Annotated in this window: 31 protein-coding genes and 1 pseudogene; 12 read left to right on the forward strand and 20 right to left on the reverse strand. The window is 74.3% G+C overall.

The window, feature by feature from the left end; translation table 11 throughout:
- Positions 1–136: 136 nt before the first annotated feature.
- From clpX to zapE (NFS20_RS11325), 3 genes and pseudogenes are all read right to left on the reverse strand, one after another.
- Positions 137–1,000: pseudogene (gene clpX / locus NFS20_RS11315) on the reverse strand (ATP-dependent Clp protease ATP-binding subunit ClpX); the annotation flags it as partial.
- Entirely contained in the window at positions 987–1,346 is a 360-nt protein-coding gene (gene zapE, locus NFS20_RS11320; RefSeq protein ID WP_251151896.1) for an AFG1/ZapE family ATPase, read from the reverse strand. The pseudogene clpX and the gene zapE (NFS20_RS11320), both read right to left, overlap by 14 nt.
- Positions 1,343–1,687, reverse strand: coding sequence for an AFG1/ZapE family ATPase (zapE, locus tag NFS20_RS11325; RefSeq protein ID WP_251151897.1), 345 nt, complete (start codon positions 1,685–1,687; stop codon positions 1,343–1,345). The genes zapE (NFS20_RS11320) and zapE (NFS20_RS11325) overlap by 4 nt, the downstream gene beginning before the upstream one ends.
- 114 nt (positions 1,688–1,801) lie before the next feature.
- On the opposite strand from zapE (NFS20_RS11325), the gene NFS20_RS11330 reads away from it, so the two are divergent.
- Positions 1,802–2,386 carry a maleylpyruvate isomerase mycothiol-dependent enzyme family protein gene (locus tag NFS20_RS11330; protein ID WP_251151898.1) on the forward strand — a complete coding sequence of 195 codons (585 nt, stop codon included), beginning with the start codon at positions 1,802–1,804 and terminating at the stop codon, positions 2,384–2,386.
- Positions 2,387–2,414: 28 nt separating this feature from the next.
- On the opposite strand, the gene NFS20_RS11335 is transcribed toward NFS20_RS11330, so the two are convergent.
- Together NFS20_RS11335 and NFS20_RS11340 are read right to left on the reverse strand one after the other, a co-directional pair.
- A complete protein-coding gene (locus tag NFS20_RS11335) occupies positions 2,415–3,359 on the reverse strand; it encodes a permease prefix domain 1-containing protein (RefSeq protein ID WP_251151899.1) in 945 nt (314 codons plus the stop codon).
- Complete coding sequence (locus NFS20_RS11340; RefSeq protein WP_251151900.1) at positions 3,356–3,700, reverse strand: PadR family transcriptional regulator; 345 nt, start codon at positions 3,698–3,700, stop codon at positions 3,356–3,358. The genes NFS20_RS11335 and NFS20_RS11340 overlap by 4 nt, the downstream gene beginning before the upstream one ends.
- A 130-nt stretch (positions 3,701–3,830) precedes the next feature.
- On the opposite strand from NFS20_RS11340, the gene NFS20_RS11345 reads away from it, so the two are divergent.
- On the forward strand, positions 3,831–4,541 hold the full coding sequence (locus tag NFS20_RS11345) for an iron-dependent transcriptional repressor DtxR (RefSeq protein ID WP_251151901.1): 711 nt from the start codon (positions 3,831–3,833) through the stop codon (positions 4,539–4,541).
- Between the two features lie 42 nt (positions 4,542–4,583).
- Here NFS20_RS11345 and sigJ read toward each other — a convergent pair whose 3' ends face one another.
- Positions 4,584–5,444, reverse strand: a complete 861-nt coding sequence (sigJ, locus tag NFS20_RS11350) for an RNA polymerase sigma factor SigJ (protein ID WP_285821125.1) — start codon at positions 5,442–5,444, stop codon at positions 4,584–4,586.
- Positions 5,445–5,505: 61 nt separating this feature from the next.
- Between sigJ and NFS20_RS11355 the strand changes: the two genes are divergently transcribed.
- The gene (locus NFS20_RS11355) at positions 5,506–5,931 is read left to right on the forward strand and encodes a hypothetical protein (protein WP_251151902.1); all 426 of its coding nucleotides are present in this window, start codon (positions 5,506–5,508) and stop codon (positions 5,929–5,931) included.
- Positions 5,928–6,671 (forward strand): SDR family oxidoreductase, encoded by a 744-nt coding sequence (locus tag NFS20_RS11360; protein ID WP_251151903.1) that lies wholly within the window; start codon positions 5,928–5,930, stop codon positions 6,669–6,671. The genes NFS20_RS11355 and NFS20_RS11360 overlap by 4 nt, the downstream gene beginning before the upstream one ends.
- Positions 6,672–6,870: 199 nt before the next feature.
- Here NFS20_RS11360 and NFS20_RS11365 read toward each other — a convergent pair whose 3' ends face one another.
- Entirely contained in the window at positions 6,871–7,497 is a 627-nt protein-coding gene (locus NFS20_RS11365) for a superoxide dismutase (protein ID WP_251151475.1), read from the reverse strand.
- 155 nt (positions 7,498–7,652) lie between these two features.
- Between NFS20_RS11365 and NFS20_RS11370 the strand changes: the two genes are divergently transcribed.
- Positions 7,653–8,018, forward strand: a complete 366-nt coding sequence (locus NFS20_RS11370) for an iron chaperone (RefSeq protein ID WP_251151904.1) — start codon at positions 7,653–7,655, stop codon at positions 8,016–8,018.
- A gap of 82 nt (positions 8,019–8,100) precedes the next feature.
- Positions 8,101–8,538 carry an alternative ribosome rescue aminoacyl-tRNA hydrolase ArfB gene (gene arfB / locus NFS20_RS11375; RefSeq protein ID WP_251151905.1) on the forward strand — a complete coding sequence of 146 codons (438 nt, stop codon included), beginning with the start codon at positions 8,101–8,103 and terminating at the stop codon, positions 8,536–8,538.
- Between the two features lie 8 nt (positions 8,539–8,546).
- Here arfB and NFS20_RS11380 read toward each other — a convergent pair whose 3' ends face one another.
- Both NFS20_RS11380 and NFS20_RS11385 read right to left on the reverse strand, forming a co-directional pair.
- Positions 8,547–9,176 carry a putative glycolipid-binding domain-containing protein gene (locus NFS20_RS11380; RefSeq protein ID WP_251151906.1) on the reverse strand — a complete coding sequence of 210 codons (630 nt, stop codon included), beginning with the start codon at positions 9,174–9,176 and terminating at the stop codon, positions 8,547–8,549.
- 160 nt (positions 9,177–9,336) lie between these two features.
- Positions 9,337–10,254 carry a LysR family transcriptional regulator ArgP gene (locus tag NFS20_RS11385; protein ID WP_251151907.1) on the reverse strand — a complete coding sequence of 306 codons (918 nt, stop codon included), beginning with the start codon at positions 10,252–10,254 and terminating at the stop codon, positions 9,337–9,339.
- A 69-nt stretch (positions 10,255–10,323) separates the two neighbouring features.
- Between NFS20_RS11385 and NFS20_RS11390 the strand changes: the two genes are divergently transcribed.
- Positions 10,324–10,983 (forward strand): LysE/ArgO family amino acid transporter, encoded by a 660-nt coding sequence (locus tag NFS20_RS11390; protein WP_251151908.1) that lies wholly within the window; start codon positions 10,324–10,326, stop codon positions 10,981–10,983.
- 72 nt (positions 10,984–11,055) lie between these two features.
- On the opposite strand, the gene NFS20_RS11395 is transcribed toward NFS20_RS11390, so the two are convergent.
- Entirely contained in the window at positions 11,056–11,928 is an 873-nt protein-coding gene (locus tag NFS20_RS11395; RefSeq protein WP_251151909.1) for an MBL fold metallo-hydrolase, read from the reverse strand.
- A 65-nt stretch (positions 11,929–11,993) separates the two neighbouring features.
- Here NFS20_RS11395 and NFS20_RS11400 point away from each other — a divergent pair, with 65 nt between their 5' ends.
- Positions 11,994–12,845: a DNA/RNA non-specific endonuclease gene (locus NFS20_RS11400; protein WP_251151910.1), complete on the forward strand. Its 852-nt coding sequence runs from the start codon at positions 11,994–11,996 to the stop codon at positions 12,843–12,845.
- A gap of 136 nt (positions 12,846–12,981) precedes the next feature.
- Complete coding sequence (locus tag NFS20_RS11405) at positions 12,982–13,956, forward strand: LacI family DNA-binding transcriptional regulator (protein ID WP_251151911.1); 975 nt, start codon at positions 12,982–12,984, stop codon at positions 13,954–13,956.
- 60 nt (positions 13,957–14,016) lie between these two features.
- Here the strand turns inward: NFS20_RS11405 and NFS20_RS11410 are convergent, their stop codons facing one another.
- A complete protein-coding gene (locus NFS20_RS11410) occupies positions 14,017–14,478 on the reverse strand; it encodes an SRPBCC domain-containing protein (protein WP_251151912.1) in 462 nt (153 codons plus the stop codon).
- The gene (locus NFS20_RS11415; RefSeq protein ID WP_251151913.1) at positions 14,475–14,861 is read right to left on the reverse strand and encodes an ArsR/SmtB family transcription factor; all 387 of its coding nucleotides are present in this window, start codon (positions 14,859–14,861) and stop codon (positions 14,475–14,477) included. The genes NFS20_RS11410 and NFS20_RS11415 overlap by 4 nt, the downstream gene beginning before the upstream one ends.
- Positions 14,862–15,110: 249 nt before the next feature.
- Here NFS20_RS11415 and gad point away from each other — a divergent pair, with 249 nt between their 5' ends.
- The gene (gad, locus tag NFS20_RS11420; RefSeq protein ID WP_251151914.1) at positions 15,111–16,481 is read left to right on the forward strand and encodes a glutamate decarboxylase; all 1,371 of its coding nucleotides are present in this window, start codon (positions 15,111–15,113) and stop codon (positions 16,479–16,481) included.
- Positions 16,482–16,527: 46 nt separating this feature from the next.
- Positions 16,528–17,244, forward strand: coding sequence for a YrhK family protein (locus tag NFS20_RS11425; protein ID WP_251151915.1), 717 nt, complete (start codon positions 16,528–16,530; stop codon positions 17,242–17,244).
- Positions 17,245–17,304: 60 nt separating this feature from the next.
- On the opposite strand, the gene NFS20_RS11430 is transcribed toward NFS20_RS11425, so the two are convergent.
- From NFS20_RS11430 to NFS20_RS11455, 6 genes are all read right to left on the reverse strand, one after another.
- On the reverse strand, positions 17,305–17,820 hold the full coding sequence (locus NFS20_RS11430) for a mycothiol transferase (RefSeq protein ID WP_251151916.1): 516 nt from the start codon (positions 17,818–17,820) through the stop codon (positions 17,305–17,307).
- A 264-nt stretch (positions 17,821–18,084) separates the two neighbouring features.
- Positions 18,085–19,062 (reverse strand): NAD(P)-dependent alcohol dehydrogenase, encoded by a 978-nt coding sequence (locus tag NFS20_RS11435; protein ID WP_251151917.1) that lies wholly within the window; start codon positions 19,060–19,062, stop codon positions 18,085–18,087.
- Between the two features lie 29 nt (positions 19,063–19,091).
- Entirely contained in the window at positions 19,092–19,331 is a 240-nt protein-coding gene (locus NFS20_RS11440; protein ID WP_251151918.1) for a helix-turn-helix transcriptional regulator, read from the reverse strand.
- Between the two features lies 1 nt (position 19,332).
- The gene (locus NFS20_RS11445; RefSeq protein WP_251151919.1) at positions 19,333–19,752 is read right to left on the reverse strand and encodes a hypothetical protein; all 420 of its coding nucleotides are present in this window, start codon (positions 19,750–19,752) and stop codon (positions 19,333–19,335) included.
- Positions 19,753–19,877: 125 nt separating this feature from the next.
- On the reverse strand, positions 19,878–20,522 hold the full coding sequence (locus NFS20_RS11450; protein WP_251152269.1) for a response regulator transcription factor: 645 nt from the start codon (positions 20,520–20,522) through the stop codon (positions 19,878–19,880).
- A gap of 5 nt (positions 20,523–20,527) precedes the next feature.
- Positions 20,528–21,958 carry a histidine kinase gene (locus NFS20_RS11455; RefSeq protein WP_251151920.1) on the reverse strand — a complete coding sequence of 477 codons (1,431 nt, stop codon included), beginning with the start codon at positions 21,956–21,958 and terminating at the stop codon, positions 20,528–20,530.
- A gap of 253 nt (positions 21,959–22,211) precedes the next feature.
- Here NFS20_RS11455 and NFS20_RS11460 point away from each other — a divergent pair, with 253 nt between their 5' ends.
- A complete protein-coding gene (locus NFS20_RS11460) occupies positions 22,212–24,227 on the forward strand; it encodes a cation:proton antiporter (RefSeq protein WP_251151921.1) in 2,016 nt (671 codons plus the stop codon).
- A gap of 24 nt (positions 24,228–24,251) precedes the next feature.
- On the opposite strand, the gene NFS20_RS11465 is transcribed toward NFS20_RS11460, so the two are convergent.
- Complete coding sequence (locus tag NFS20_RS11465) at positions 24,252–25,109, reverse strand: zf-HC2 domain-containing protein (RefSeq protein ID WP_251151922.1); 858 nt, start codon at positions 25,107–25,109, stop codon at positions 24,252–24,254.
- Positions 25,106–25,651 carry a sigma-70 family RNA polymerase sigma factor gene (locus NFS20_RS11470; RefSeq protein WP_251151923.1) on the reverse strand — a complete coding sequence of 182 codons (546 nt, stop codon included), beginning with the start codon at positions 25,649–25,651 and terminating at the stop codon, positions 25,106–25,108. Before NFS20_RS11470 ends, NFS20_RS11465 begins: the two co-directional genes overlap by 4 nt.
- Positions 25,652–25,655 lie beyond the last annotated feature (4 nt).

Below are 25,655 nucleotides of genomic sequence, written 5' to 3' on the forward strand. Positions count from 1 at the left end.
ATGACTGAATTGTTCACGAAGCAAAATGACGAGGACAGAGACTAGCTAAAGATATTTTTTTTAAGAAGAAGAAGGCAGAAGAGGAGAAGTACGGTAGTGTGGGGGGGGAGATGTGTTTAATAAAAACCCGCCCCCCAACCCCCCCACCACCCCCCGCCCCGATGAACAGCACGTTCGACGTGTCCACCTGGATGAACTCCTGGTGCGGATGCTTACGACCACCCTGCGGCGGCACCGACGCGCTCGTGCCCTCGATGATCTTCAACAACGCCTGCTGCACACCCTCACCCGACACATCACGCGTGATCGACGGGTTCTCCGCCTTGCGGGCCACCTTGTCGATCTCGTCGATGTAGATGATCCCCTGCTCAGCCTTCTTCACGTCGAAGTCCGCCGCCTGCACCAGCTTCAGCAGGATGTTCTCCACGTCCTCACCGACATACCCCGCCTCGGTGAGCGCCGTCGCGTCCGCGATCGCGAACGGCACGTTCAACATCCGCGCCAACGTCTGCGCCAGATACGTCTTACCCGTCCCCGTCGGACCGATCAACAAGATGTTCGACTTCGCCAGCTCCACGTCGTCGAGGCCGTCGCCCGGACCGGGGGCTGCGTCACCAGCGGCCTCGGCGGCCTCCGCCGCCTCGGCTGCGGCCGCGGCTGCGCGGACGCGCTTGTAGTGGTTGTGGACGGCGACGGCGAGCGCGCGCTTGGCGCCGTCCTGCCCGACGACGTAGGTGCTCAGGTGCGCGAAGATCTCGTGCGGCGTCGGCAGGCGCCCGTCGCCCGTGGCGACGTCGGTGCTCTCGGGCTCGCGGTCCTCGTCGACCATCTCGAGGCACAGCGCGACGCACTCGTCGCAGATGAAGACCCCTGCGGGCCCGGCGATCAGGCGCTTGACCTGCTTCTGCGACTTCCCGCAGAACGAGCAGGTCAGGGTGTCGGCCGAGCGGGGACGGCGCGAGCGGTCGTCGCCCGTGCCGTTGCCGTCAGTGGGTGCCACGAGAACCTCCGGTCGGGGTGGGTGCCGCGTCGGGGCCGATCGTAGCCCTCGCCGCCCTCATGTCGGTGCACGCGTCGAGGAGGTGGAGGCGGCTCGCCGTGCGGAACGCGTCGGGGCGGTCGGTCCGTGCCGCGAGGAACGTCGCGCGGTCGTGGGGCGAGGTGACCACGAGCTCGACGTCCGCGTCGCACAGCACGTCGACGACCGCGACGAACCGCTGCTGCGCCTCCCGGTCGACCGCCGTGAGGAGCGGGACGTCGGTGACCACCCACCGGGGGAACCGGGCGGCCCAGTCGAGGTACTCGAGGGTCGACGTCGACCGGGCCGCCAGGTCCTCGAAGGTCACCCAGAGCTCGGCCGGCGCGCGTGGATCGCGGCGTGCAGCTCGCGGAAGAGGTCGTACACGTGGACGCGCTGGGTCGCGCCGTCGGCGAGCTCGGCGGAGAGCGCCGTGAAGAACGACCCGGCGAGCCACGACTTGCCCCGTCCCGGTGGTCCCCACACGTACAGGCCGCGCCGGTCGGGGCGAGGTGCTGTGCGGTGTCGGGAACCGGGGCCGAGGAGCCCGGCGGCGACCTGGAGGAGCCGCGCCAGGACGTCGCGCTGGCCGGGGTCGAGCGCGAAGCCGTCGTGCGCGGACGCCGCCTCGATCCCGTCGCGGACGCGGTCGAGGCGGCGTGAGCTCACCGGGTCAGCCTAGGCGGGCACGCGAGGCCGGCGTCGCCGTGTGGGTGCGTGGCCCTACGGTCGCTCCCAGCCGCTTTCCCAGGGGCTCGCTCGACGACCGGACGGAGATGCCCGATGACCGTGACCGCGGACGACCTCGACGCCGCGACGGAGAGCGTCGCTCACGCGCTGCGGCCGGCCACCGCCCTGGCCTGGACCGCAGCGGCGGGCACCGGGACGTGGGACGCCTGGCACACGGCCGAGCACCTCGGCGACACCCTCGTCTCCTTCGCCGCGCAGCTCGTCGCTCGCCCGGTCTCGCGCTTCGTGCGCTTCGTGGCGGTGGCCGACCAGGGGGCGAGCGCGGACGACGTCCTCGAGATGGCCCTCACGGGCTCCGGTCTCCTCGGCGCCGCGCTGCGAACCGCGGGACCCGACGTGCGCGCGTTCCACCCGGCCGGCGTCGCGGACCCGGAGGGCTTCGCGGCGATGGGCTGCCTCGAGGTGCTCGTGCACGGCGAGGACGTCGCGCGAGGGCTGGGCGCGGCGGTCGACCCGCCGCGTGACGTGTGCGAGCGGGTCCTCTCGCGGCTCTTCCCCCACGTGGCGGACCTCGTCACGGGAGTCGACCCCTGGGACGGGCTCCGGTGGGCGACGGACCGCCTGGAGCTGCCAGGCCTGCCCTCGCAGGCAGGCTGGCAGCTGCGCCCCGCTCCGTGACCACGCCCCGGGGGCCGTCGGACGGACGCTAGGCGCGGCGCGCGCGGAGGGCCTTCACCCAGCCGTCCAGGACGTCCCACCCGCAGATCACCACGACGCTCGCGACGATCACGGGCGTGAGCCAGGTGAGCGAGTCGCCCCCCGACGCCTCGAGGAACGCCGGGTTGACGAGTCGGTCGTTCGTCGCGAGCCAGACCGTCGGGACGGCGAACACGACGGCGGACACGGTGTTGAGCGTCGCGAGCCCCACGGTCCACCGGCCACGTGCGTACGTGACGATCGCGATGACCGCGTCGACCGCGACGACGCCGAGGAACAGGGCCACCCATCCCGGCCACAGGCCCGGGTCGAGCACCGGGATCGCGGCGCCGTCGGCGGTGTGGAACCACGAGACCGACCGCTGGAGGAACAGCGCGGCGACGACGAGGGCGAGGAGGCCGACGGAGGCGACCGTGTCGGCGAGGCTCACGTCGCGACGCTCGCGCACGTCGGGCAGGCGGTCGACCGTCCACGGACCGGTGAAGTCGTCGGTGCGGCCGTGGCCGGTGCGCTCGAGGATCGCGAAGACGAGGGTCGTCCAGAACGCGATCTGCAGCGCGACGGACGCGGCCGTCCAGATCCCCGACCAGATCGCGGTCCCGACGGGGTCGCCGTCGAGCAGCCCGACCGTGAGGACGATCGCGCCAGGGATCGGCGCGACCCACAGGAGCGTCGTGAGCAGGCGCCACCAGGTGAGGTAGAGACCCGGCCCGATGAGCTGGAGGGGGCGGCCCGCGAGGCCGGCCGCGAGCCGGTCGGGGTCGCCGAGGTCGGTGAGTACCGCGGTCTCGGCGGACTCCGGGTCGGATCCCGACTCGACCTGTGCGTCGACGGCGTCCGCGATGGACGCGCGCAGCTCGTCCTCGATGTCGCCGTGCTGCTCGGCGGGGATGCGGCGCAGGGTCGCCGCGACGTAGCGGTCGGTGAGCGTCATGACCGGCCTTTCCGGGTGTCGATGGTCTGGAGGTTGCGGGCGACGGTCGTCCACTCGTCGAGCAGCGTGAGCGCGAGCCGCTCGCCGTCGGGGGAGGTCCGGTAGAACTTGCGCGGCCGGGCCTCGTCGGTGTTCCACTCGCTGACGAGCAGGCCCTGCTTCTCGAGGCGGCGCAGGAGGGGGTACAGCGTGTTGGCGTCGACGGGCAGGTCGGCCGCGGCGAGCGACTCGAGCAGCCCGTACCCGTAGCCCGGTGTGCGCAGCATCAGCAGGCTCGCGACGACGACGGAGCCGCGCCGCACCTCCTGGCTGTGTCCTGCGGAGATCTCGGGATCGATCATGTGTCACACCATAGTGTGTGACACACAGTATGCGCAATAGACACAACATCGTGTTTGCACCAGACCGCTAGACTGGAACGGTTCCAGAGAAGAGTTTTCTTCGAACCCTGCGCGCCGCCCGGGAGGCCTCGTGACCGACCTGATCGACACCACCGAGATGTACCTGAAGTCGATCTACGAGCTGCAGGAAGAGGGGATCCCGCCGCTGCGCGCCCGGATCGCCGAGCGGCTCGGTCACTCGGGCCCCACGGTGTCGCAGACGGTCGCCCGCATGGAGCGCGACGGCCTCGTCGTCGTGGGCGGCGACCGCCAGCTCGAGCTCACGACGCTCGGTCACCAGACCGCGGTGCGGGTCATGCGCAAGCACCGCCTCGCCGAGCGGCTGCTCACCGACGTCATCAAGCTCGACTGGGAGCAGGTGCACACCGAGGCCTGCCGCTGGGAGCACGTCATGAGCGACCTCGTCGAGAAGCGTCTCATCGGGTTGCTCGACCACCCCGCGCACGACCCCTACGGCAACCCCATCCCGGGTCTGCGCGAGCTGGGCGAGGACCTGCCGGAGGTCGAGTACCTCGACGGCGTCTCGTCGCTGCCCGCGCACCTCTCCGCGCACGGCGTGCGGCCGGGCCAGCAGGCGCGCGTCGTCCTGCAGCGCATCGCCGAGCCGATCCAGGTCGACGTCGAGCTGCTCGCGCGGTTCGCCGAGGCCGGGGTCTTCCCGCGGCGGACGCTCGTCGTCGAGCCCGCGGCCGGTGGCGTGACCGTGTCGGGTGACGGCGCGGACGTCGTGCTCGACCTGCCCGACGACGTCGCACGCCACCTCTTCGTCACGGCGGACTGACCGCCGCGCCCGGCGGGCCGACCGACCGCCGCCGGCCGCGCGTCAGCGGACCCAGGCGCCGAGCTTCTCCGGGTTCAGCACCAGCCAGACGTCCGAGACGACACCGTCGGCGACGCCGAGGTTCGCCACCCCGACGACGACGCCGTCCCGCTCCAGCGCAAGCGCGGTCCCGTCGCCGGTCGCGCGCTCCGTGACGGTCGTCCCGTGGCTCTTCGCGATCGCGCCGAGCAGGAAGCGCGCGACCGGGTCGGCGCCGAGCACCGGGCGACGCGCGGCGCTGACCAGGCCGCCGCCGTCGGACCGCAGCGCCACCGCGGGGTCGAGCACCGTGAGCAGGGCCGCCAGGTCGCCCCCGCGGCACGCGGCGACGAAGGCGCGCACGACCTCGTCGTGCCGGTCCCGCGGCGTGGGTACGGCCCGCCCCTCCTCGCGGATGCGCCGACGCGCCGACGCGGCGAGCTGCCGGCACGCGTCCGGCGAGCGGCCCACGACCTCGGCGATCTGCGCGTAAGGCACCGCGAAGACCTCGTGCAGGACGTAGGCGACGCGCTCCGCGGGTGTCAGCGTGTCGAGCACGACCAGCAGCGCGGTGCTCACGGACTCGTCGAGGCTGACCTGCTCGAGCGGGTCCGGGGAGCCGGGCTCGTGGGCGGGGAGCGGCTCGGGCAGCCACTCGCCCACGTAGCGCTCGCGACGCCGGCGCGCGGAGCCGAGCGCGTCGAGGCAGACCCGGCCGGCGACGCGCGTGAGCCACGCCCGCGGTTCGCGGATCGCGGCGCGCTCGTCGTCGCTCAGCCGGTAGTAGCGGAGGTAGGTCTCCTGGACGGCGTCCTCGGCGTCGGCGGCCGTGCCGAGCATGCGGTACGCCAGGCCGAAGAGGTGCCGGCGCTCGGAGGGGTCCACCCCGACATCCTCTCCTGCCGTGCCGACCTCACGTTCGCGGGCGCTGTCTCGTCAGACGTGCATGACTCTCACCACCCGCCGCGTCCTGCTGCTGGCGACCGCGCTCATCGGTGCCGTCGTCGGAGCGTGGGCGGCCTTCCTGCCCGTCTCCTTCTACGACTCGTTCCCAGGACTCGGTCGCATCTGGATCTCGGTCGACGGCCCCTTCAACGAGCACCTCGTCCGCGACGTCGGCGCCCTCTACCTCGGCCTGGCCGCGGCGAGCGTGGCCGCGACGTTCTCCCGCACGCACGATGCGGGGCGCGTCGTCGGCGTCGCGTGGGCCGTGTTCGGGCTCCCGCACCTCGTCTACCACCTGGGGGAGCTGGGCTCGTTCGGGCCCGTCGACGCGATCGGCAACGTGGTGACGCTCGGCGGGAGCCTCCTGCTGGGCGTGCTGCTCATGCTCCCCGGGCGCCCGGCCCGCACGCGGGAGGTGGCGGCATGACCACGGTCGCGGTCGCCGGCGGGACCGGCACGGTCGGGCGGCCCGTCGTGGCCCGGCTGCAGGCGCTCGGGCACGACGCGCGGGTGCTCAGCCGCGCGGAGGGCGTCGACCTGGTCGCAGGCCCGGGCGTGGACCTGCGCGGCGTCGACGCGGTGATCGACGTCAGCAACGTCACGACGCTCTCCGCGCGCCGCTCCACGGCGTTCTTCGAGACCGCCACCCGGACGCTGCTCGACGCAGGGCGGCGCGACGGGGTGCGGCACCACGTCGCGCTCTCGATCGTCGGCATCGAGGCGGCGCCCGGCGGGTACTACGCGGGCAAGCTCGCGCAGGAGCGCGCCGTGCGCGCGGGCTCGGTGCCGTGGAGCATCCTGCGGGCGACGCAGTTCCACGAGTTCGCCGCGCAGACCGTCCGGCAGACGGCGATCGGGCCGGTCGTGCTCGTACCGCGGATGCGCACGCAGCCGGTCTCGACGCGCGAGCTCGCCGTGGCGCTCGTCGACCTCGCGCTCGGGGATCCCGTGGGTGACGACGGCGAGCTCGCCGGCCCGCGCGAGGAGCGGCTCGCCGACATGGTGCGGGCGTACGTCGGCGCGACGCGACGCGGTGGCCGCGTGCTGGAGGTCCCGTTCCCCGGTCGCTTCGGCCGGGCGATGGCGCGCGGCGAGCTGCTCCCCGACCCCGGCGCGAGGCTCGGAAGGCAGACGTTCACGGAGTGGCTCGAGCACCCGGACACGTGACGCGGAACGGTCGCGGGATCGTCCGACACGGAACGCCCGGACTGACCCCGCCCGGACTGGCCCTGCGCCCGGGTCGGGGTGACCAGGGTGCCGAGAACGTCCTGGGGGCCGCTATCCGATGGATAACGACCCCCAGTGCGTTCTCGGCGTTGTCGGGCGGTCTCACGGCAGGTCCCGCAGCGTCCGCCTGGCGGTGTTGTCAGGCGGGGACGATGAGTCCGGCGGTCTGGGTCTTGGCGCGCTGGAGGCGGGCTTCGGCGTCGGACCAGTTGACGAGGTTCCACCAGGCGGTGACGTAGTCGGCGCGCACGTTCTGGTAGTCGAGGTAGTAGGCGTGCTCCCAGACGTCGAGCAGGACGATGGGGGTCAGGCCGAGGGCGATGTTGCCCTGCTGGTCGTAGAGCTGGACGGTGATGAGCTTCTGGCCGATGGAGTCCCAGGCGAGGATGGCCCAGCCGGAGCCCTGGACGCCCGCGGCGACGGCGGCGAACTGCTTCTTGAAGGCGTCGAAGGAGCCGAAGTTCTCGTCGATCGCGGCGCCGATCTCGCCGGTGGGCTCGCCGCCGCCCTCGGGGGAGAGGTTGGTCCAGAAGGCGGAGTGGTTGACGTGGCCGCCGAGGTTGAACGCGAGGTTCTTCTCGTGGAGGTTGATCGCGGCGAAGTCGCCGGACTCGCGGGCGTCGGCGAGCTTCTCCAGGGCGGTGTTGGCGCCGGTGACGTAGGCCTGGTGGTGCTTGGAGTGGTGCAGCTCCATGATCCGCCCGGAGATGTGCGGCTCCAGCGCACCGTAGTCGTAGGACAGCTCGGGCAGCGTGTAGACAGGCATGGTTCCTCAGGTTCCTTCCGTCGGTGTCCTGCCACGCTAGGACCTCGACCACGGTTGAGGTCAAGCGGGACACGGTGTGATCTCGCAGGTCGGGCGCCGTGCGAGCCTTGCGCGCTCGACGCGCGGACCGGGAGACGTCGCGCGAGCATGGCGGCATGGGGACTGTCACCGACTACCTGGCCGACCTCGCCGAACCGGAGCGCGGCGCCCTCGCGCACGTCGTCGCCGTCGCCCGCGAGGTCGCGCCCGACGCCCAGGAGGGCACGGGGTACGGCATGCCCGCGCTGACCTACCGCGGCAGGCCGCTGCTCAGCGCCGTGCGCGCGGCGAAGCACCTCGCCGTGTACCCGTTCAGCCCGGGCGCCGTCGCCGCCGTCGTCCCCCGGCTCGAGGGCTGGTCGCACGCCAAGGGCACGATCCGGTTCACCGCGGACCATCCACTCCCGGACGACGTCGTCCGCGACCTCGTCGCAGCGCGCGCCGCCGAGATCGACGCGGCGCTCGGTCCGCCGTCGGGCTGATCCTCGTCGGGCGGCCCGGCGCCGGGCGATCATGCCGCGGTCCACGACCACGCTGGCGTGGGTGCACGGGCATGATGGTCGCGTGCCCGACGACGCCCGCCCCGGTCTGCGCGTGACGCCCGCCCTGGTCGTCCCGGACGCAGAGCTGTCCTGGCGCTTCTCGCGCTCGTCCGGCCCGGGCGGTCAGGGGGTCAACACCGCGGACTCGCGCGTCGAGCTGTCGTGGGACGTCGCGGGCTCGGCTGTGCTGTCCGCTGCGCAGCGCGCGCGGATCGAGGAGCGCCTCGGCCGCCGGATGGCCGGGGGAGTGCTGACCGTCGCGGCGTCGGAGCACCGCGCGCAACTGCGGAACCGGGACGCCGCGCGCGTCCGGCTGGCAGCGCTCGTCGCCGACGCGCTCGCGCCGCCCGGACCGCGCCGGCGCGCGACGCGACCGACCCGCGGCTCGGTCGAGCGGCGCATCGACGCGAAGAAGCGCCGTGCGGGGGTCAAGCGGATGCGGCGACCGCCCGCCGACTGAGCCGCGGCTCAGATCCTCCGCGCGAGCTGCGGGTAGTCGACGACGATCCCGTCGTCGTCGACGGTGAGGTCGGCCGTGAAGTCCCGCGTCGCGCTCGTGTACGTCACCGCGCAGCGGCCGGTCGCCGGGTCGAGCGGCGAGCCCGCGGTGTAGAGCTGGTCGCTGCGCAGCACCTGGAGCGACGGGACGTCGACCCACGCCATGACGAAGGGCGTCTCGCGCGGCGGTGCGTCGTCCCCGAGGAGGCCGAGCCGCAGGATCGGCATCGTGTTCGTCACCGGGCACAGCGCGATGTCGCAGTCGACCGCGCCGTCCAGCTCGCCCGGGTCGGCGATGCCCGGCGGGGCGAGGTCGGCGGGCGCCCGGCCGGACGCCTGCACGTCGGCCTGCCACGCGCCGTCGGGCGACCGGCTCAGGGCCAGGTGGCGCGACCACCCGACGCCGCGCGAAGAGATCTCGAGGCGCTCCGTGACCCAGCCGGGACCGGTCGTCAGCGCCCATGCCGTCACGTGGCCCGTGGCGCGCGACGTGCCGAGCGCGTCCAGGCGGTTCTCGTGCAGCCTGACCGTCGCCGCCTCGAGCCGATCCGGGTCGTCGTCCCAGCCGGTCCAGGCGACGTGCCGCGTGGTGGTCGTCATCAGGCCCTCCCCGTTCGTCGTCCGTGCCGCTGCCAGTCTCTGCCGTGGAGGCCGTCGTCGCGAGCACGACGTGGCTCGCGGTCGAGCAGGACATCGCGGCCGGAATGCGGCCGTAGACGACCGTCAGGTCGTGCTCGGCGCCGAGCCGGTGTCGCCGGTGTCAGACGAGGGCGGCGCGCGCGGCCCGGGCGATCGCTGCGGCGAGACGGTCGAGCGAGGACGAGTGCAGGCGCCACTGCTGCCAGTGCTGCGGCACGTCGACGGCGCTCGCGTCGTCGAACCCGACGAGCCGTCCGGCGCGCTCGCCCGGCGCGCTCTGCAGGTCCGGGAGCATGCCCCAGCCCATGCCGTGCTCGATCGCGCGGAGGAACTCGTGCGACGCGGGGACGTAGTGGCGCGGCGGCCCGGGCTCGCCGTGGCCGAGCCGCGAGCGCAGGTACCGCTCCTGCAGGTCGTCCTTGCGGTCGAACGCGAGCACCGGCGCGCCGGCGAGCGCGGCGCGCGTGGGGCCGTCCGGGAACCAGCGCTCGACGAAGGCGGGGCTCGCCGTCGGGCGGTACCGCATGCTGCCGAGCAGCGTCGAGCGGCACCCCGGGACCGCCTCGGCGACGGACGACACCGCGGCGACGGCCGTCCCGTCGCGCAGGAGACCGATCGAGTGCTCCTCGTCCTCGCGCAGCACCTGGAGCCGTGCCCAGGCGGACGCCTCGACGAGCGCCGGGAGGGCCCACGTCGTCAGCGCGTCGCCCGAGACGACGAGCGTGATCTCGGGGAGCGCCGGGGCGTCCGGTCCGGCGGCCCGGTCGACCGCAGGTCCGGCGATCCCCAGCTCTGCGAGGACGTCCGCCTGCTGGAGCGCGAGGTGCCGGGCGTGCCGCACGAGCACCTGACCAGGCGGCGTGAGCTCCGCCGGTCGGCCGCGGCGCACGAGCACCTGCCCGACGGTGGACTCCAGCGCGCGCATGCGCTGGCTCACCGCGGAGGGCGTGACGCCGAGCTCGCGCGCGGCGGCGTCGAACGTGCCCGTCGCGGCGATGGCCTCGAGCGCGCGGAGCTGGTCCGGCTGAAGGTCCACCATGAGCGGATCTTATGATCCTGCAGAATCTTTCGCTGTACTGAAGGCCCGGGAGCGGCCTAGCGTCGGACCGTGACCGTCCTCTCTCTCGCCCCGCCCCTCGCCGCCGGACTGGGTGCCGGGCTCTCGCTCATCGTCGCGATCGGCGCGCAGAACGCGTTCGTGCTGCGGCAGGGTCTGCGTCGCGAGCACGTCCTGCCGGTCGTGGTGGTGTGCGCGGTCTCCGACGTCGTCCTCATCGCCGCCGGCACCGCCGGCCTCGGAGCGCTCGTCACCGGCGCGCCCGCGCTGCTCACGGGCGTGCGCTGGGCGGGCGGCCTCTTCCTCCTGGTGCTCGCGGCGCTCGCCGCTCGGCGTGCTCTGCGGCCGGGTGGGCTCGACCCCGCGGCGGAGGGCGGAGCGACGACGGCGCGGTCCGCGGTCGGCACGTCCCTCGCCCTCACGTGGCTCAACCCGCACGTCTACCTCGACACCGTGCTCCTGCTCGGCACGCTAGCGGCGGGCTACGCCGCGGCGCACGGCGGCGGTGCGGAGGCTGCGGGGCCCGACGCCTTCCGCTGGCTGTTCGGCGCGGGCGCCGCCGTCGCGAGCCTCGTCTGGTTCACGGCGCTCGGGTTCGGGGCGCGGCTGCTCGCCCCGGTCTTCGCCCGGCCTGTGGCGTGGCGCGTGCTCGACGGCGGCATCGCCGTCGTCATGGCGACCATCGGCCTCACGCTCCTCGTGGGCGCCTGACGGCCCGCGAGGCGCGTCGTCCGGCCGCCGCGTCGTCCGGCTGCCCGTGTCGTCCGGCCGCCGGCAGGACCCTCAGGTCAGGTGGTCGAAGTCGCCGCGCACCCACGCGGCGTGGCGCTCGGCCGAGCGCAGCACGACCTCGCGCGCGTCCGCCGGGACGACCTCCTCGAAGTTGTTGTAGAGCCGCTCGAAGGGCCGTCGGGCGACGCGCTCGGCGACCCGCTGCGCGACCGCGCCGGACAGCGGGATGCGGTTGGGGTAGGAGCGCATGAAGCTCACCGACACGCGGTCGGGGTTCGCCATGATCGTGTCGCCGCTCAGGAGGACGCCGCGCCCGTCGGCGCCGTCGGCCCAGTGCACGACGGCGCTCCCGGGGAAGTGGCCGCCCGGCTGCGACAGCACGACGCCAGGCAGCACCTCGCGCTCGCCGGACCACGTCTCGATCACGGGGTCCGGGCGCGCGACCCACCCGGCGTCGGCCTCCGCGACGAGCACCGGCGCGCCCCCGAGCCGCCGGCTCCACTCGACCTGGACGCCGAACATGTGCGGGTGGCTCGCGGCGATCGCGACGACCGGCCCGAGCGCGAGGACCGCGGCCGCCGCGTCGTCGTCCACGAAGCCCAGCGGGTCCCACAGGAGGTTGCCCGCGGAGGTCTGGACGAGCTTGGACTGCTGGCCGATCCCGACCCTCGGCGTGTTCGACAGGCCCAGGAGGCCGGGCTCCAGCTCGGTCACGGTGACCTCCTCGCCCGCCGCCGCGAGCTCCGCGAGCGTCGTCCACGCCTGCCCGGTCGCGGGCACCCACTGACGCTCGTCCGCGCAGATCGCGCAGACGTCAGGACGGTCGGCGTGCTCGACCGCGCACGTGCGGCAGATCCACCAGCCGGCCCCGGCGGTCTCGTCGGACGTGCGAGCGGTCTTGCTCTGGTCAGGCGTCGTCGGCATGGGTCGTTCCTACCCCCGTCCACCCACAGGCTGCTGCCCGGACGCCCGTGTGGTTGGCTCGGCGCGTGACTCTCGGCCACGACCCGAACTTCCTCGTCGTCCCCGTGCCCCTGCCCCGGGCCGCGCGCCCGCTGCGCGAGCTGCCCTCCACGCACTTCACCGTGCAGCTCGACCCCGCGCGACGCCTCGCGGCCGCCACGGTGGTCGACGTCGACGGCGCGCGGCTGCTCGACCTCCCGCGCGACGACGACTGGCACCTCGACCCGCGCGTGCCCGCGTCGGAGCAGGCCGGGCCGGAGCTGTACGTGGACAACGACCTGGATCGCGGCCACCTCGTCCGGCGCCGCGACCCCGTGTGGGGCGACGAGGACGTGGCGCGGCGCGCGAACGCCGAGACGTTCGCCTACCCCAACGCGGCGCCGCAGGCCGCGCAGTTCAACCAGTCCAAGGAGCTGTGGAACGGGCTCGAGGACCACGTGCTCGACCACGCGGAGGCCCTGCGGCAGCGGCTCGTCGTCCTCACCGGGCCCGTCCTCGCCCCGGAGGACCCGGTGTACCGCGGCGTCGGCATCCCGCGGCTGTTCTGGAAGGTCGCGGCGTGGGCGAGCGGTCCGGCGGACGCGCCGGCGCTGGCGGCGGCCGCGTTCGTGCTCGACCAGACGCCGCAGCTCGGCGAGATCGACCTGCGCACCGCGGACGCGAGGGCGCTCGCGGCCGGTGACGTCCCGCCCCTCGGCCCGTTCCGGACGTTCCAGGTGCCGGTGTCCGACGTCGAGGTGCTCACCGGCCTCGACCTCGGCCCGCTGGCCGCCGCCGACGTGCTGGTCGCGGCAGGACCCGCGCCGACCGAGCCCTTGGCTCTCGACCGGGAGCGGTGGACCGAGCTCCACGGCCCGGCCGACGTCGTCGTGGGCTGACCGGGGCCGGGTCGGCACGGGGTCGTCCACAGGTCGGCCGCGTTCGGCGTGGGAACGCTTCCACGACCGGGCGGTAGGCGTTAGCGTGGATCCTGCGGGTACCGCCCGTCACCGCCGACCGGGCCGAGGAGTCCCCATGTTGCCGTCGCCGACGACCCTCGAGGACGTCGCCGCCGCCGCGCGCGTGTCCCGCTCGACGGCGTCCCGCGTCCTGCGCGGGAACGGTCCCGTCTCCGGCCGGGCCCGCCAGGCCGTGCTCGACGCCGTCGAGCGGCTCGGGTACGTCCCGCACCCGGGCGCGCGCTCGCTCGCCAGCGGGCAGGGCGAGCGCGTCGTCGTGGCGGTCGGGTCGCCGTCGTCGGAGCTCCTGGCCGACCCGTACGTGGCGCGCGTCGTCGCGGCCGCGAGCCGCACCGCGGACACCGAGGGCGTCGGCGTCGCGCTGCGCTGGCTGGGCCGCGACCCCCGGGCCGAGCTCGAACGCCTCGCCCGCGACCCGGGCGTCGGCGGCGTGCTGCTCGTCGACTACTCCGCCGACGTCCTCGCGCTCGTCCCGTCGTCGCTCGTGCCGCGCGTCGCGGCGATCGGACCGGCGGACGGCCGCGTGCCGTCCTACGACGTCGACGCGGCCGCCGGCATCGCCGCGCTCGTCGAGCACGTCGTCACGAGCGGCCGTCGCGACGTCCTCATGCTCTCCGGCCCGCGCTGGCTCCCCGGCACCCGCCGCGCGGTCGCCGCGTACGCGGCCACGATGGGCGACGCAGGTCTGCCCCGGCGGGTCGTCGCGGCCGACCTCACGGCGTCCGCCGGCGCGGGAGCCGTGCGCCGGGCGCGGCTGCGCTGGCCCGCGACGGACGCGGTGGTCGCCATGAGCGACCTGCTCGCCTTCGGCGCGGTGCGGGCGCTCGCGGAGGACGGCGTCCGCGTGCCCGACGACGTCGCCGTCACCGGGTTCGACGACCACCCGCTCGCGCGCGAGCTCGGCGTGGCGCTCACGACCGCGACGCACCCCGTCGAGCAGATCGCCGCCGCCGCGACGGCCGACCTCCTCGGGCGGCGGCGCGACGGCCGGACCTTCCCGTCCGTCGTCGTCGTGCGCGCGACGGCGTAGCGCGGGCCTCGCGACCGGTCGCCGCCCTCCGGACGTCGGTGAGACGTGCCGGCCGACCCGCTACCGCGTGGCGGCCGCGTGCTCCGCGAAGGGCTGGAGGACCAGCTTCCAGCCCGTGCCGTAGCGCGTCCGGGCGGCCCCGCCGTCGGCCCGCGCCTCCCAGCCGGAGTGCGTGAGGGCGACGACGGTCGCGTCACCGTCGGGCGTGAACGTCACCTCGACGCGTGTCGCGGCGTCGGCCTGCTCGCCCGGGTGCCACGTGAACGCGAGCGAGTGAGGCGGGTCCCACCGCGTCACGGTGCCCCAGTCGGCGCTCCCGCCGTCGGCGAGGGTCTCGACCAGACGGGTCGCGCGACCGTCGGGGTCGCGCTCGAACGCGACCGACGACGACGCGCCGCCGACCGAGAACCCGGCGAGCGGCCACCACGCGCCGACCTCGTCGACGAAGACCGCGAACGCGCGGTCGGGGCGGGCCGGGACGCTGACGGTCGTGACGAGGTCAGGGAGCGGTGCGGTGCTCATGGCGTCCTCCTCGGGGCGTCGGTGGCGGGTTCGGGACCCTGCGCGGCAGACTCCGTGGCGGGGTTCTCCGTCGGGACGGTCGGTTCGGTCGCGGCGACGTGGCGCGCGTACGCGCCGAGCGCCGTCGTCCACAGGTCGTCGAGCCAGCGCCGCACGTCCTCGGCGCCGGTCGGGTCGAGGCGGTAGACGCGGCGCGTGCCCACCGCGTCGTGGCGGACGAGCCGCGCGTCCTCGAGCACGCGCAGGTGCTGCGAGACGGCGGGGCGGCTCACGGGGAGGCGGTCCGCGATCTGGCCCACGGACGCGGGCCCGGAACGCAGGTGCTCGAGAATCGCCCGACGGCGCGCGTCGCCGAGGGCGTCCAACGTTCGGTAAGTCAGCACTTACCGAACGCTACGCCGACGCCGCTGCGGGGGCAAGGGTGAGGCGCGCCCGGGTGAGGTTCCCCAGAGCCGTGGCGGTGCGCGGGGTGCCGCACTATCGTCGGACTCGCACCTTCCGCCCGCGCCGACCCACGCGCGCCATCGCGGTCCGACGCCGTCGTCGGGTCGCCACTCGACGCACGCCACGCGGTGTGCGCCGACCGCCTCGCGCACGGGCCGGCGTCGGCCCGCCACGGAAGGACCGGAGCCTTGACCGATCAGCAGCACGTCCTGCGACCGACGTACACCCGCGACGGCGTGCGCCATGTCGCCCCACGCCTCACGATGCCCGACGCCGAGATGGAGCCCACGTCCGCCTATCAGCTCGTGCACGACGAGGTGATGCTCGACGGCAACTCGCGCCTCAACCTCGCGACGTTCGTCGCGACGTGGATGGGCGACGAGGCGGACCGCCTGTACGCCGAGGTCTACGACAAGAACATGGTCGACAAGGACGAGTACCCGCGCACGGCCGCGATCGAGGAGAACTGCTGGCGCATCCTCGGGTCGCTGTGGAACGTGCCCGACGTCGCCGACTGCATCGGCACGTCGACGGTCGGGTCCTCGGAGGCGTGCATGCTGGGCGGCCTCGCCCTCAAGCGCCGGTGGCAGCTCGCGCGCCGCGCGGCGGGGAAGTCCACCGAGCGGCCGAACCTCGTGATGAGCTCGGCCGTGCAGGTGTGCTGGGAGAAGTTCTGCAACTACTTCGAGGTCGAGGCGCGGTACGTTCCGATCACCGCGGAGCACCCGTGTCTCGACGGGAGCAACGTCGAGCAGTACGTCGACGAGAACACGATCGGCGTGGTCGCGATCATGGGCGTGACGTACACGGGCATGTACGAGCCCGTGAAGGAGATCGCCGCGACGCTCGACGCGCTCCAGGCGCGCACGGGCCACGACGTGCCGATCCACGTGGACGGCGCGTCGGGCGCGATGATCGCGCCGTTCCTCCAGGCGGAGATCGAGTGGGACTTCCGGCTCGAGCGCGTGCACTCGATCAGCACGTCGGGGCACAAGTACGGCCTCGTCTACCCCGGCGTCGGGTGGGTCGTGTGGCGCACGCTCGACGCGCTGCCCGAGGAGCTGATCTTTCGCGTGAGCTACCTCGGCGGGAACATGCCGACCCTCGCCCTGAACTTCTCGCGCCCCGGCGCGCAGGTGCTGCTGCAGTACTACCAGTTCCTGCGGCTGGGCCGGGAGGGGTACACGGCGATCCAGCAGGAGTGCCAGGACGTCGCGAAGTACCTCGCGCAGGGCATCGCGGACGTCGGGGCGTTCGACCTGTGGAACGACGGGTCGGACATCCCCGTGTTCGCCTGGCAGCTCAAGGCGGGCCACACGGAGAACTGGAACCTCTACCATCTCTCCGACCGGCTGCGGATGAAGGGATGGCTCGTCCCCGCGTACCCGATGCCCGACGACCTCGCGGACGTCACCGTGCAGCGGATCGTCGTGCGCAACGGCGTGAGCCGCGACCTCGCCGACGACCTCCTCGCCGACATCCGGACCGAGACCGCGTGGCTCGACGGCCTGACGTCGCCAATGCCCGCGGAGGGGCAGCGCTCCGGGTTCCACCACTGACGGGCGGCGGTTCCTGGGCACGAGCACGGAGGCAGGTGCGGACGCCGTGGCGAACGCGGGAGCGGGCACAGGGACGGACACCGGAGGGACGGCCGGCGTGACGCCGGCCGGGCCCGGGGTGAGCCGGCGCCTGCGTCGCGAGGCGTGGGGGTTCGCCGTCGGTTCGCTGTGCTTCCTCGTCGGCGCCCTGCCCCCCTACGCCGACGCCGTCGGCGCGGTGGCCGTCGGGGTGACGTTCTTCGTCGGCTCGTTGTTCTTCACCGCGGCCGCGTTCGTCCAGCTCAGCCTCAGTGGCCGCCGGCCGCCGCGCGGCGGCACCCACCCCGCCGACCGGTGGGACTGGTGGGCGGCGGCGGTCCAGCTCGTCGGCACGCTGTGCTTCAACGTGAGCACAGCGGTCGCGCTCGCCGCCGCCGTCGCCGACCCGGCCCTGCTGGGTGCCGGGTGGAAGCCCGACGCGTACGGCTCGGTGGCGTTCCTCGTCTCGTCCTCGTTCGCCGTCGTCGCGACGCGCGACCGCGGTCACCTGTGGGATCGCGACGCCCGGACCTGGCACGGCACGTGGCTCAACCTGGTCGGGTCCGTCGCGTTCGGTGCGTCGGCCGTCGGGGCATACGTCTCGCCCACGACCGGGGAGTACGTCAGCTCGTGGTGGGACGACGCCGGCACGCTCGTCGGCGCGGTCTGCTTCCTCGTCGCGGCGCTGCTGTCGCGCCGGTCGGTGGGTGCGCCGCCGCCGAGGGATGCACGTCCGACCGAGTGACGCACTCCTGCGTACATCTCTCGGACGGGAGTGCGTCACCCGGCAGGAGGTGGGTCAGGGTCAGGCACGGCCGGTGCGCTCCAGGACACCCCGGACGTACGCGGCCTGCCCGGCGTGCTCCAGCGCGTCGACGGCGACGCTCACGAGCCGAGCGCCGAGCGTCACCGGCGGGTCCCACGACTCGTCGACGACGCGGTCGAGGTCGTCGTCCGCGAGGGACGCGAGCACGTCGTGCGACTCGACCTGGACGGCGTGCACGTACCCGAGCAGCAGGTCGCCGGAGGCGCGGACCTGCCCCACCTCCTCGGGCGACTGCCCGTACCCCGACGCGTCGTCGCCGAACGGGAGGTCGAACCGCCGGGCCCAGCCGTCGCGCGTCCACACCTCGTCGCGCCCGACGGCGGCCGCCACCTGGGCGTCCTGCCCGCGAGCGAGGTGCCACGCGAGCCACGCGATCGTGTTGGCCTCGGGGTCGACGCGCGCCGTGAGCGCGTCGTCGTCGAGCCCGTCCACGACGCGGGTCGCCGTCGGTCCGATGCGTCCGTACAGGTCTTCCAGGAGTGCGCGCGCGTGCACAGGGTCCGCCTCTCTCGGTGGGTACGGGTGTCCTCGAAGCCTCCCCGGCGCGGCGCGCCCTCGCGACCCGAGCGCGCTCCGCTCCCTGCCCGTCGACTCTGCCGCGTGGCGGACTGCGCCGCGAGTCCACCGGCCTGCCGAACCCCGGGTTGCGCGGCAGAGAACGCTCCGATCGACGCACAACCCCGGGTTCGGCACGATGCCGTGACGCTCAGCCCGGGGTTCGAGGCGACAGGGTGCGGCGCGGCGAGGGTTCACCTGCGGTCAGTCGATCAGGACGACGACGGTCCCCGCCTTGTGGTCGTGCTCGACGTGCCGGTGCGCGTCGGCGATCTTGTCGAGCGGGTAGGCCGCGTCGACGACGGGCCGCAGCTCCCCGGTCCTGCCGAGCTCGAGCGCGGTGCGCAGCGTGTCGAGCTGCTGCTCGACGGACCGCAGGCCGGTGAACGCGACGACGCCTCGGCGCCCGCGCGTGCGCCGCCCTGTCCACAGGTTTCTCCACAGGATCGGCACCGAGGGGACGGTAGACAGGTACGCGCCGTCGTCGGTCAGCAGAGGGCGGCAGCGGCGGTAGGAGCTCGCGCCGGCGGCGTCGAGGACCACGTCGTACCGATCGCCCGCGGCCGTGACGTCCTGGGTCGTCCGGTCCACCACCTTCTCCGCGCCGAGCTCGCGAGCCAGGTCGAGGCCCCGTGGTCCGCACACGGCCGTGACGCGGGCCCCGGCGTGCACCGCGATCTGGACCGCGGCCGTCCCGACGCACCCAGAGGCCCCGATCACGAGCACCGCCTGCCCGGCGCGGACCCGCGCGTGCACCGTGAGGAAGGGCAGGGCGGTCAGCGGCCCGGCGGCCAGGACGGCGGCGTCGACCTCGGTCAGGCCGTCGGGGAGCGGCTCCACCACGCCGTCCTCGCGCAGGAGGACCAGCTCGGCGTGCGCCCCCGCGCCCATCTTCGTGAGGCCGACGACGCGGTCCCCGACCGCGAACCGGCTCACCGCGGACCCGACCGCCACGACGTCCCCGGCGACCTCGCCGCCGAGCACCGGGTAGCGCGGACGGCGCAGGCCGAACGCGAGCCGGGCGAACCACGGCGTGCCCGAGCGTGCGGCGACGAGCGCCGCCGCGACCGTGCTCGCACGGTTCCGCACCAGGATCTCGCGCGGTCCGGGCGCCGGAGCGGGGAGCTGCTCGACGTGCAGGACCTCGGGCGCTCCGTAGGTGGCTGAGACTGCTGCGCGCATCGTGCTGTCCTCTCGTGGGGACGGCGGCGTCAGGCGTCGTCGTCCAGGGTGTCCTCGGGGAAGCCGAAGACCTCGTCCAGCGGTGCCCGCAGCGCGCGGGCGATGAGGAACGCCGTCTCGAGCGACGGCGAGTAGCGGCCCTGCTCGATCGCGATGACGGTCTGACGCGTGACGCCGACGCGTTCCGCCAGCTCGGCCTGCGTCATCTCGCCGCGCGCGAACCGCAGCGCCCGGATGCTGTTCGTGACCCGCGTCGGCCTGCCCCCCACGTCAGGCTCCCCGGCGGTAGGCGACGATCGTCGTCACGGACGACAGGACCGCCGAGAGCACGAAGCCGAGGTAGACGGCGTTCGCGATCCAGAAGTAGTCGGCCTCGACGAGCGCCAGGGCGAGGGCCGCGAGCGACCCGCCGACCACGCCCCACCACCCCACCACGACGCCCTGCCGCGCGAGCTCGCGGTCGCGCTCGTCGCTGCGGTAGCTCTCGCTCGGGCGCACGATCTCGACCGCGATGCGCACGACGATGCCCGCGACGATCGACGCGGCGATCGTCCAGAGGAGCGGGGCGACGTACACGACGTCGGCGAGCGGGCCGCCGTCGGCCCGGGACAGGATCACGCCGACGTACGCCGCGTAGACCACGACACTCACGACGAGGTAGACCCACGTGCCCTTCTCCTCGTACGACATCTCGCGCTCCCTCGATCTGGGATGTCAAAGATTTCTGACATGGCTAACGTAAAGCGGTGCGGACATCGTGTCAAGAGTCTTTGACATGGGATCGCCCGGCGGGACCGCTGCGGCCGCGGGGTCGGTCAGCGCACGAGACCTGATTCATAGGCGGCGACGACGAGCTGCACGCGGTCCCGGCACCCTGTCTTGCGCAGCGCCTCGGACACGTGCGACTTCACGGTCTGCTCGGTGATGAACAGCTCGGCCCCGATCTCCGCGTTCGACAGCCCGCGTGCGACGCACAGCAGCACCTCGTGCTCGCGGGGCGTGAGGTCGTCGAGGCCGGAGCGCGGGCGTGGCTCCACGACGCGAGCCGCGAAGTCTCCGACGAGGCGTCGCGTGACGTTCGGGCCGAGCAGCATCGAGCCGTCCGCGACCAGGCGCACGCCTTCCACGAGCCGCGGCGCCGGGACGTCCTTGAGCAGGAACCCGCTCGCGCCGGCCCGCAGGGCGTCGTAGACGTACTCGTCGAGGTCGAACGTCGTGAGCACGAGCACGCGCGTGCCGGGGTGGTCCGCGACGATCCGCCGCGTCGCCGCGATGCCGTCGAGCACCGGCATGCGTACGTCGACGACCGCGACGTCGGGGGACCGCTCGGCCACGACGTCGAGCAGCTCCCGCCCGTCGCCCGCGGACCCCACGACCTCGAGCCCGTCCGCGGCATCGAGGATCGCGGCGAACCCGTGCCGCACCACCGGCTGGTCGTCCGCGACGACCAGCCGTGTCACCGGGCTCACGCGTCGCCGTCCGCGACGTGGTGGGTGGCGGCGTGGACAGGGACGGCGCGCCCGGTGACTCTCCCGGCCCTCCCCGACCCCGCTCCTCCGCGCAGTACGGAGAAGGGGAGCCGGGCCTCGACGACGAACGTGACGCCGTCGCCCGCGGTCCCCGAGCACAGGGTGCCGCCGAGCGCCTCGACGCGTTCGCGCATCCCGGTGAGGCCGCGGCCCGGCTCGCCGGGTCCCGTACCGTTCGCGAGCGGGTTCGCGACGCGCAGCACGACCGACCCGTCCACCCCCGTCTCGTCGGCCCCCGCCCCGACGACGTCGAGATCGACGCGGGCAGGCGACGCCGGTGCGTGCCGCCGTGCGTTCGTCAGCGCCTCCTGCGCCGCGCGGTACACCGCGTAGCCGACCGTGGCGGGCACGCGCGCCAACAGGTCCGGTGCGCCGACGAACGTGACGTCCTGCCCCGCCGCACGCGCCGCGTCCACGAGCCCGACGACGTCGCTCGCCGCCGGCTGCGGCGCCAGGTCGGGCGCGGCGTCCTCGCTGCGCTGCAGCACGGCGAGCACCTGCCGCAGCTCGCCGAGCGCGGCGCGAGCGTCCCCGGCGATGTCGGTGAGCACCCCGCGGGCCGCGTCGTCGAGCCCCGGGTGCACGTACGGCGCGGACTCCGCGCGCACCGCGACGAGGGACACGTGGTGCGCGACGACGTCGTGCAGGTCGTGCGCGACCCGCGCCCTCTCTGCCGTGACGGCCTGGGAGTCGGCGGCACGTCGGCCCGCGGCGGCGGCCTCGCGGGACGCGTCGCGGGATCGCCCGACAGCGCCGACGGCGGCCGCGACCGTGACGGCGGCGACGGTCCAGAAGGCGTAGAGCGCCGTGACGAGCACGTGGTCGCCGATCGCCGGGTCGACCGGGACGTCGTGGTCGGCGTAGCGCGGGATGTCCGACGACACCGCCCACACCGGACCGGTCGGCAGCATCGCGGGGATCCCGGTCCAGACGTAGACGGCGGCCAGCCCGATCGCGGTCAGCGTCGGCAGGACTGCTCGGCGCCACCCGTCGAACGCCCCGACGACGGCGACCGCGAGGACGCCGAGCCACCATCCCCACACCAGGGCGCCGGTCGCGGCAGCGGTGGCGAAGGGCAGCACGGTGAGAACGAGCCCCCACAGCGGCGACCGGCGCGAGAGGCACACCCCGACGACGACGAGCGCGTCGAGAGCCCACGCGACGGCCATGGGCAGCGCCGTCGACTCACCGTTCCAGAGGCCGACCGTACCGGTCCACATGCCGTGGCTGCCGTCGGCCTCAGCGCTGATCACGGCGCCGTCGGGGGTCGTGAGGAGGAAGAGCCCGACGACGACGGCGAGGAACCCCGGCAGCGCCCACGGCTGGAGGCGGGTCCACACGTCGGGGCGGGCGGCGCCGTCGCGCACCGCATGACCTGCCGAACCCCGGGTTGTCGCTCCATCAGGCGCTCGATCGGGGAACAACCCGGGGTTCGGCAGGTCGCGGCGGTGCGTCGTGTCCATGCGGCCGATCCTTCCGTGCGCTCCGCACCCCGGAACACCACCCTGCGGGGGAGTCGGGCGCCCGGACCGTCCGGGCGCCGTCGGGCAAGCGGCTCGGTAGGTTGGACGCGGCGTGTCCGGCGGACCCGACCGCCGCACACCCTGCCCGGAGGTACGGATGGACTTTCCCTTCCAGCTCACCGAGGACCAGATCCTCGGGCTCATCGCGCTCGGGGCGTCCGTCGTCGTCGCGATCGTCGCGGTGAACGTGCTCGCGCCGAAGGCCGGGGTCGCTGCGCCGCTCGTCCTGGTGCTCGTCGGGATCGGCATCAGCTTCGTCCCCGTGGTCCCCGCGATCGAGGTCGAGCCGGAGTGGATCCTCGCGGGCGTGCTCCCGCCGTTGCTCTACTCGTCGGCGGTGAGCCTGCCGACGATGGACTTCCGTCGCGACTTCACGGCCATCGGCGGGCTCTCGGTCGCTCTCGTCGTCGTGAGCTCGGTCGCGCTCGGATTCCTCTTCACCGCGCTGGTCCCGGGCATCCCGCTGTCCGTCGGGATCGCGCTCGGCGCGATCGTCAGCCCGACCGACGCCGTCGCGACGTCGATCGTCAAGCGCCTCGGCGCGTCACCGCGCGTCGTGACCGTCCTCGAGGGCGAGAGCCTGCTCAACGACGCGTCCGCCCTCGTGCTGCTGCGCTCGGCGATCGCCGCGACGGCCGCGAGCGTGTCGCTGTGGTCCGTCGCGGGGGACTTCGTGCTCGCGGTGGTGGTCGCCGTCGCGGTGGGCTTCGTCGTCGGGCTCGTCGGGCTGTTCGTCCGGGCGCGGCTCGGCCGCCCGTCGCTGAGCGTCGCGGTGTCCTTCGTCGTCCCGTTCGTCGCGTACCTGCCGTCGGAGCTCCTGGGAGCGTCGGGGCTCGTCGCCGTCGTGACGGCCGGCCTCGTCACGGGCAACGGCGCGGCGAAGTACCTGCGGCCGCAGGACCGGATCTCCGAGGAGTCGAACTGGCGCACCATCGAGCTGCTGCTCGAGGGCGGCGTCTTCCTGCTCATGGGGCTCGAGCTGTTCGCGCTCGTCGAGGACGTCGTCGACACGCACGGCAACCTCTGGCAGGCCGTCGGGATCGCCGCGCTGACGATCGTCGCGGTCCTCCTCGTGCGCGCCGTGTACGTGCTGCCGCTCGTGCACGGCGCCGGGCGCCGGGCGAGACGCGGGGAGAAGGTGCGCGGCGTCATCGCGGGGATGCAGGAGACGCTCGACGCGAAGTTCGCCCCGGACGGGACGCCGCTCCACCCCGGCGCGCCGGGCGCCACCGAGTCGGCGACCGGCGTGACCGCGCAGCTCGAGGCGATCCGGGGCCCGCACCTGAACCCCCCGCACGTCCCGCACGTCCCGCACGTCCCGCACGTCCCGCACGGGTTGCGCGGGTCGGACGCCGCGGAGGGGTCGGACGGGCCGGACGCCGCGGGCAGGTCGGACGCCGCGCACGGGTCGCGGGCCCCCGCCCGGCGGGGCCGCTCGGGCGGTCCGGCCGCCGGGACACCGGAGCGCGTCGGCCGGGTCCGCGACACGCTGCGACGTCGCGTCGCGGACATCGACTACCTGCGCGCGCAGCCGCTCGGCCCGCGCGAGGGCGTGCTCCTCGTCTGGGCGGGGATGCGCGGCGTCGTGACCGTGGCGGCGGCGCAGACGCTCCCGCTCGACACGCCGCACCGGTCGTTCCTCGTCCTCGTCGCGTTCGGGGTCGCCGTCGGGAGCCTCCTGCTCCAGGGCAGCACGCTCCCGTGGGTCGTGAAGAGGCTCGGTCTCACCGGGGGCGTCTCGCCCGCGGACAACGACCGCGGGGCCGTCCGGGCCGAGCTCGACGTCGCCGCGGCGCGGGTCGTCGACGCCCCCGACCTCCGGCGTCCCGACGGCCGCTCGTACGACCCGGGGGTCGTGGCCCGCGTGCGCCGCGACGTCGTCCGCGAGCTCGAGACGCGGGACGTGGACGCCGCGACCTCCGCCGACGTGTTCACGCAGTACAAGGAGCTGCGCCTCCGGGCGATCGCAGCGCAGCGCACCGCGCTGCTCGCCGCCCGGTCGTCGGGCGTCTACAGCTCGCAGGCTCTGCGGCACGCGCTCGATCTGCTCGACGCCGAGCAGATCGACCTCGAGCTGCGTCGCGGCCCGGTCGTCGACGACGACGACGACTGACCTGACCGCCTGCCGCTCGCGAGGTCACGTGACAGGGGTGACGTCCGCCGCCGCCAGCGGCCGGTCGAGGCCCGTGACGCCGAGCTCGAGCCTCGAGATGCCCTCGACCGGGACGGCCGACGACGCGCCCAGCCCGTCCGAGCGGCCCGCGTCGGTCGCCGACCACGTCGCCACGACCTCCCGCCTGCCGGCGTCGTCGACGAGGACGAGCTCGTACGTCGCGCCGCTCTCGGCCGCGCCCGTCGGGTAGGAGCACGACCAGTCGAGCCGCGTGCCCCACGCCGCCGGCGTCAGCACGAGCTCCGCGCGCACGTCCGTGCCGTCGACGGGGAGCAGCTCGACCGTCGTCGTCTGCGGCGGGCTCGACGGCGCGCTCGAAGGCTGTGTCGACGTCGGTGCCGCGCCGGACGGTGCCTCGCGCGCCGGGCCGGTCAGCGCGACGCCCGCCGCCCCGCCCGCGACGACCAGGGCGACGCCTGCCGCGACGAGCAGCCCGCGGCGTCGGGCACGGCGGTGACGCGCCCCCGAGGCGAGCTCCGTGATCGGCACAGCACCCCCGTGGTCTCGCTCGGTGCGACCATGCGGCGCATGACGCGCCCCCGGCGTCGCGACGGCGTCGTCGACCGGACCCTCGACCGAGCCGTCGACCGAGCCGTCGACGAGCGCCGCGGCGTGCTCGGGCGTGAGCATCCCGAGGAGCCCGGGCATCCCGGCGAGCTCGGTGACGGACCCGCGGCACGCCTCGCACGTCGCGAGGTGAGCCTCGAACGCGCGGCGGTCGCGCGGACCGAGAGCGCCGAGCACGTAGGCGGCGTCCCACTCGCGGAACGGGTCCGTGCCGAACGTGCCGAACGTGCCGGAGGTGCCGGGTGTGCCGGTCATGGCGTGACTCCCTTCTCCTGCAGCGTCAGCCGCAGCGCGCGCAGCGCGTAGTGCATGCGGGACTTCACCGTCCCGGGTGGCACCCCCTGCTCGTCCGCCATCTCGGCGACCGACCGACCGCGGTAGTAGGCCCCCACGACGACGGCCCGGTGCTCCGGCGAGAGCGCCACGAGCGCGTCGGCGACGAGCCACGCGTCGAGCACGGCCTGCGTCGCGTCCGCCTCGCCGTGGTCGGGCAGGTGCGCGCTCGCCAGCTCGCGCCGGTGGTGCGCCCGCCGCAGGTCGTCGACGACGAGGTTGCGCGCGACCGTGAACAGCCACGCCCGGACCGAGCCCTCCGGCCGTTCGAGCACCTCCGGGTGGCTCCACGCGCGCAGGAGCGTCTCCTGTACGACGTCCTGGGCACGGGCGTCGTCGTCGGTCATGCGTGCGACGTACCGGTGCAGCGCAGTGCCGTGGGTGTCGTGCACGGCGCGCAGCAGCTCGTCCGCGACCGGACCCGTGGGCCCGGTCGCGGTGCCGGTCGCGTCGTCGGTGACCACCGCG

Source organism: Cellulosimicrobium sp. Marseille-Q4280 (assembly GCF_943181405.1).
In the GTDB taxonomy this organism is placed as follows: Bacteria; Actinomycetota; Actinomycetes; order Actinomycetales; family Cellulomonadaceae; genus Cellulosimicrobium.